This window comes from Haloarcula sp. CBA1122 (genome assembly GCF_009741785.1).
GTDB classification, from domain to species: Archaea; Halobacteriota; Halobacteria; order Halobacteriales; family Haloarculaceae; genus Haloarcula; species Haloarcula hispanica.
The window spans coordinates 1-4,072 of the sequence record NZ_WPCB01000093.1 but is presented as its reverse complement, the minus strand read 5'-3'; the positions used below and the strand labels follow the sequence as shown (position 1 = coordinate 4,072).

The 4,072-nt window shown below is 64.5% G+C and carries 7 protein-coding genes and 1 pseudogene; 4 read left to right on the top strand and 4 right to left on the bottom strand.

Going from position 1 to position 4,072, the window contains the following annotated elements:
- Positions 1-455: pseudogene (locus GJ630_RS19145) on the top strand (ParA family protein); the annotation flags it as partial.
- Here GJ630_RS19145 and GJ630_RS19140 read toward each other — a convergent pair.
- On the bottom strand, positions 452-826 hold the full coding sequence (locus tag GJ630_RS19140; protein ID WP_191450743.1) for a universal stress protein: 375 nt from the start codon (positions 824-826) through the stop codon (positions 452-454). The pseudogene GJ630_RS19145 and the gene GJ630_RS19140 overlap by 4 nt on opposite strands.
- 391 nt (positions 827-1,217) lie before the next feature.
- Between GJ630_RS19140 and GJ630_RS19135 the strand changes: the two genes are divergently transcribed.
- Entirely contained in the window at positions 1,218-1,955 is a 738-nt protein-coding gene (locus GJ630_RS19135; RefSeq protein ID WP_014041661.1) for a ribonuclease H-like domain-containing protein, read from the top strand.
- Positions 1,956-2,055: 100 nt separating this feature from the next.
- Here the strand turns inward: GJ630_RS19135 and GJ630_RS19130 are convergent, their stop codons facing one another.
- From GJ630_RS19130 to GJ630_RS19125, 3 genes are all read right to left on the bottom strand, one after another.
- Positions 2,056-2,361 carry a hypothetical protein gene (locus tag GJ630_RS19130; RefSeq protein WP_228841578.1) on the bottom strand — a complete coding sequence of 102 codons (306 nt, stop codon included), beginning with the start codon at positions 2,359-2,361 and terminating at the stop codon, positions 2,056-2,058.
- Between the two features lie 149 nt (positions 2,362-2,510).
- Positions 2,511-2,678, bottom strand: a complete 168-nt coding sequence (locus tag GJ630_RS19735) for a hypothetical protein (protein WP_014041663.1) — start codon at positions 2,676-2,678, stop codon at positions 2,511-2,513.
- A 120-nt stretch (positions 2,679-2,798) separates the two neighbouring features.
- Positions 2,799-3,431 carry a rhomboid family intramembrane serine protease gene (locus tag GJ630_RS19125; RefSeq protein WP_050037258.1) on the bottom strand — a complete coding sequence of 211 codons (633 nt, stop codon included), beginning with the start codon at positions 3,429-3,431 and terminating at the stop codon, positions 2,799-2,801.
- A gap of 90 nt (positions 3,432-3,521) precedes the next feature.
- Between GJ630_RS19125 and GJ630_RS19120 the strand changes: the two genes are divergently transcribed.
- Both GJ630_RS19120 and GJ630_RS19115 read left to right on the top strand, forming a co-directional pair.
- The gene (locus tag GJ630_RS19120; RefSeq protein ID WP_064288565.1) at positions 3,522-3,812 is read left to right on the top strand and encodes a hypothetical protein; all 291 of its coding nucleotides are present in this window, start codon (positions 3,522-3,524) and stop codon (positions 3,810-3,812) included.
- A gap of 6 nt (positions 3,813-3,818) precedes the next feature.
- A partial coding sequence (locus GJ630_RS19115) for a DUF123 domain-containing protein (RefSeq protein ID WP_191450739.1) occupies positions 3,819-4,072 on the top strand: 254 nt, incomplete at its 3' end.

Here is a 4,072-nt window from a genome sequence, read left to right as displayed (position 1 = left end):
CGTTCGAGCGCCTCGCGCGAGCGAAGTCAGCCGAGAGCGCACAGACGCTCGAACGGGCTATCGAAGAGGTGGCCGGCCGGTTCGACCACGTCCTGCTCGACGTGCCGCCGATTGCGTCGAATCAGGCCGTCGCCGCTGCCACGACCGCACAGCGGCGGGCGCTCGTGGTGCCGGCCAGCCGGCGCGGCGGCGACCTCCTTCCGAGACAGCAGGGCCGGCTTCGAGACATCGGTGCGCCGGCCACAGCCGTCGTCGCGACGCGTGTCCACGGCGATGACAGCGAACCCGTCGAGGACGCCGCACACACGGTTCCGCACATCGGCGCGGGCGCGCCCAGACCACTTACGACGGACCCCAACTCCGATGTCGCACCGACCGTCGCCGCGATGGCCGAGGACCTGCTCGATGTCGACCTCGGCCTGACCTTCGAGGACGACGGCCTGTTCTCCCGCTAGGGAAATGGGAGGACGATGACCGGGCGGTCAACGCGGGTCAGGAGGTCCCGGGCGGTCGAGCCGATACCATCGCTGTCGTCGGTCCCGCGGTTCGGACCGATGAGGAGTTCGTCCGGGTCGTGTTCGTCAACCGCCGCCAGTATCTCCGTCACGGGCTCACCGTCTTTCGTTTCCGTTACGGGCATAAACGGCGCGAGCCGAGAACGGGCGACGTTGACGGCGTCACCCGCGTCACGCGGCGGAGCATCGGGGTCACGGACGGCGACCACGACGATGTCGTCATCATCTGCCGGATCGAGGCGCTTCTGGAGGTAGTCAGCGGCGGCCGCAGTGACGTGGACCGAGTTGGTGGCGAGCAGAAACGTCGTCATGGGCTACTCTGTGGCGTCGCTCGGCTTCGTGCTTTCGCTCGTCAGCAGCGCCCACAACGAAGGGCAACTATACAGGTAGCAATAGAATCGGGGGCGTAGCATACACATAGCGGCTGGCTACTCATATACGGGACTCCTTGCGAAGCCATGCCCCTATCCGAAACCCCGGACCCGGTACGGTTCGTCTGTCCGTTCTGTGAGCGGACGTTCGGCCGGCCCCAGTCAGTGTGTGATAGCTGCGATAGCACAGTCGTCGTCTCCGTGGAAAGTCAATCAGTGTACAACAGCATCCTTCCGATGTGTGGACATTAGGCGGGGTCGGACATGACGCTCCGGTGGCCTGTCACGCGCACCGACGGGCTTACATACAGCCCAACCTGTACCCGAGAGCGTGCGCGTCGAGAACAGTTTCATCGGAACCGACGGCGTCGGGGAGAAGACCGAGCGGTCCATCTGGGAGCAGGGCGTCACTCACTGGGACGAGTTCGAACCGTCCGTCGTCGGCGGCCAGCGCGGCGACCGAATCCAACAGTTCATTGACGAGGGGCGGGACCGCGTGGCCGAGACCGACGTGTCCTACTTCGACCACGCGTTTCCCAGCAGCGAGCGCTGGCGACTGTACGAGACCTTCCGCGAGCGGGCCTGTTTCTTCGACATCGAGACGACCGGACTCGATCAGGACCGCAATCAGGTGACGACGGTGAGCCTCCATCAGGACGGGGAGACGCAGACGCTCATCGCCGGTGACGACCTGACCGCCGAGAACCTCCGGGCCGCCTTCGACGGCGCGGACCTGCTGGTGACGTTCAACGGCAAGCGATTCGACGTGCCCTTCCTCGAAGCGAACTTCGATGTCAATCTCGACCGCCCACATCTGGACCTGATGTACACCTGCAAGAAAATCGGGCTCTCCGGCGGCCTCAAGCAGGTCGAGCAGGACATCGGCATCGAACGGGACCGACCGGACATCTCTGGCCGGGACGCGGTGCGGCTCTGGCGGGAACACGAACAGGGCCGAGACGGTGCACTCGAAACGCTGGTGTCGTACAACCGGGAGGATACAGTGAACCTCAAGACGCTGGCCGAGACAGCCACCGAGCGGCTTGACGAGCAGGTTTTCGTTGGTTGACAAACCGGTCGTGAACCGTCACCATACCCCCATTGTTTCGAGTGGAGTGTGGAAGTGTGACGGAATATCAAATGATCCTGGTGAACCCAGGCGTATCGAGTTATCGACTCCAGAAGGGCGTATGCCCGTGTCCGAGAACGATAGAAGCGACGTGCCAGGCAACAAGTTCGAGGAACAGCGCCGTATCCTGTCCGGTGCCGACGCCGTAGAGCGACGGGAGATACAACAGCGGCAGTAGTACGGCTCCCCAGAACGCGAACGGTCGGACACCGACGAGCGTCACGGTCCAGACTCCGCGGACCGCAAACACGAGCGTGTCGAGGTATCGGCCGGCGTCCGTCGGTCGTAATCTATCGGTGTCGCTCCGTTGGGGCAGCGGGGGGCTATCGCTGCTCGATGACCCCACTGTCACTCACCCTGTCTGGCCTTGGTATCATTGGTCGAAACAACAGTATACCGCACCTAATCGGTGGTTGTTACACATATAGGCGGCCGCTTCGGCGTGTCTATGTATATTCACGTCCACGGTTTCTGTCATGTCTGTTCCAGCAGGAATCACACCGGATTCACCGCGCCCTCACAATCCGGACACGTCGCGAGCATCCGCGGCCAGTCGCCGGCCGTGTCGTACGCGATGACGAGATTCGCTGCGGGAATCCTCACGTCACAGACCGGACACCTCCCCAGCGGTGGGTCGGCCGTTTCTATGTCACTGTCCCACATACACTGCGCTACGCACTCAGTACATATTGTTACCAGGCACCTACGAAGTGTGGGGCCAGTTGTATCAGCAGCGTCCTATCAGAACGGGCGTGGCGAAGCTGTCTCGGAACGACGTGCTGCTCAGTAGTTGGCGGCCTCGGGCGTCTGTGACGAGTCCGTCGGCCGCAGCAGGTGGACGCGCCCGGCAAGGAACCCTAGCAAAAGGCCGGTGAAGTGTGCGATGAGCGCGACGCCAGGGTTTGCGGTCGCGAGGGTGATCGCGGCGGCAACAATGCCGGCCAGCGCCAACTGGACGCGCGGCGCGAGTTCGAAGCCCCCGATGACAGTGTCGGTCAGGCGGTTGGCAGCGAGCAGGTAGCCGAAGAGGGCAAACACCGCGCCGCTGGCCCCGAGCACGGAGACGTGGCTGACCATCCCGGGGACCAGCGGGCCGACGAGACTGGTAATCGAAACCTGTGAGACGCCGGCGAGCGCGCCGGTCGAGACAAAGAAGGCGTGGAACCGGAGCGGCGACGTCCGGCGTTCGAGGACGACACCGGCGAGCGCCACTCCGACGGCGTTTGCGATGAGATGCGACAGGCCAGCATGTGCGTACACGCTGGTGACGAGTGTCCAGGGACGACTGAACAGCGGGGGCGAGAGGGCGAACAGGCTCCGCGGGGCGGTCACCACGCCGACGGCCTGCTGTGCGAGGAACACAGCACCGATGACCGCCAGCGTGACCACGGTTGGGCTTTGTCGCAACGGCTTCATTGTGCCGATATTGTCGCTCTCAACACAAGAAACGCTCGGACAGCCCTCTGTTTCAGAACGCATAGGTGGCATCGTCGCGTTCGTTCGCGTATGTCCGACCTGAGCGAGACGCTCGCCGCGGCGTTCGCCGACGAGACCGACGACGAGATCGCACAGACAGCCGCCGACAACATCGCCGACTTCGCCGAGGAGTACGACGAGGAGCTGACGAGCGACCGCGTCACCGACCTGCTCGCGGACGCGCCATACGACGACTTTGGCCGCCGGTTCAACTGGGTCATCGGCGAACTCGCCGCGGAAAACGAGGACTGCACCGACTCCCGGGCGTTCCGCATCGACGGGTTCGGCGAACTCGCCGCCGACCCCGACATCGGGACCTGAGCGCGCATGCCTGGCGGGACCTACACGCTGGTTCTCGAACGGGACGCCAGCGGGCCGATTGCAGTCGGCGCGCTGGGCGAAATCGAGTTCCCGGCGGGCTGGTACGCCTACACCGGGAGTGCGCTGGGCAGCGGCGGCTTCGGGCGCATCGACCGCCACCGCGCCGTCGCCGAAGGCGACAACGACACCCGGCACTGGCACATCGACTATCTGCTCGGCGACGCGGCGACGACCATCGCCCGGGTCGTCACGACCGAAGC

What these genes read in the sequence shown, in the direction of transcription:
- GJ630_RS19125 (WP_050037258.1), bottom strand. Translation starts at nt 3,431, where the DNA reads ATGAAGCCGTTGCGACAAAGCCCAACCGTGGTCACGCTGGCGGTCATC.
- GJ630_RS19120 (WP_064288565.1), top strand. Translation starts at nt 3,522, where the DNA reads ATGTCCGACCTGAGCGAGACGCTCGCCGCGGCGTTCGCCGACGAGACC.
- GJ630_RS19140 (WP_191450743.1), bottom strand. Translation starts at nt 826, where the DNA reads ATGACGACGTTTCTGCTCGCCACCAACTCGGTCCACGTCACTGCGGCC.
- GJ630_RS19735 (WP_014041663.1), bottom strand. Translation starts at nt 2,678, where the DNA reads ATGTGGGACAGTGACATAGAAACGGCCGACCCACCGCTGGGGAGGTGT.